1 protein-coding gene is annotated in these 999 nt (G+C 65.9%); it reads right to left on the bottom strand.

The genetic code is table 11. From position 1 onward, the window contains the following. Window positions 1-999, bottom strand: a 999-nt coding sequence (locus tag EN994_RS33030; RefSeq protein ID WP_127308230.1) for a dihydroxyacetone kinase subunit DhaK, incomplete at both ends; no start/stop codon positions are given.

Raw genomic sequence — 999 nt, 5'->3', positions numbered from 1 at the left:
CCTCCAGGCCGTTCGCGTCGAGTGCTTTGAGCGCCGGCTCCAGCGCATCGACCATGGTTCTATCGCCAATTCTGGCGCCGCCATAAAAGGTCATCCGTTCAAGGCCGGCAAGCAACGCTCTGGGCAGGCTCGCGCCGCCGCCCAGAGCCTGCGCCGCCGCCGTGAAGAAGATCGACAGCAGCACGCCGCTGGAGCCGCCCATCGACGCGCTCAGAATGTCGCCTATCGCGCCAAGGGTGGCTGCAGGCTCGGCAAGCGGCAGCGTGTCGAGCCGCTCGAGAACACTGCGCGCGCCGGTCGCCACCGTCGAACCGGTGTCGCCGTCGCCTGTTTTGGCGTCCAGTCCGTTCAAAGTCGCTTCGAGCGCGATCAGCCTTTCGCAGATGGTAACGAGAAGAGACCGGGTCCGCGCATCCTGGCTGGGCTTGCGTGCCACGCTTTGTCCGGCCGCTTTCGCCATCGGCACGACGGCAGGTGAAACAACCGGCTTTGCCGGTATCCAGGCATGCGGGCCGACCGGCGCCTGCAAGGCGGTTTCGCGCGCCGCATCCAGCCGGATCAGCGACAGCGAGAAGCCGTTCATGTTGAGCGCCGTCATCAGCGGGCCCGGCCCGATCGTCAGTTTGATGGTTTTGGCCAACGGCGAGGCAAGCACCGCATTGGCGATAACGGACATGTCCAGCGGCGGCACGGAGCCGAGATTGTTGATCAGCAAGGCGTAGGTGGCCTTGGGATCAAGCCGTGCCGCGAGGCGCTCCGCCATGATCGCCACCAGCCTGTCGGCGCTCTGCACCGCAATCCGCTCGACGCCCGGCTCGCCGTGAATGCCAAGGCCGAGTTCGCCATCGTTCTCGCCAAATCTGTCTTCGTGCGGCTGGCCCGGGATCGAGCAGGACGACAGCGACATGCCGAGCGAAACTATGTCCTTAGCCGCCGCCCGCGCCGCTGCCGCGATTTCAGCCAGATCGTGGCCGGCTTCCGACAGGTGGCCTGATATCT

The sequence above is a fragment of the Mesorhizobium sp. M7A.F.Ca.CA.002.09.1.1 genome (genome assembly GCF_003998555.1).
Classification (GTDB): domain Bacteria; phylum Pseudomonadota; class Alphaproteobacteria; order Rhizobiales; family Rhizobiaceae; genus Mesorhizobium; species Mesorhizobium ciceri.
This window is presented reverse-complemented; position numbering and strand designations above follow the sequence as displayed.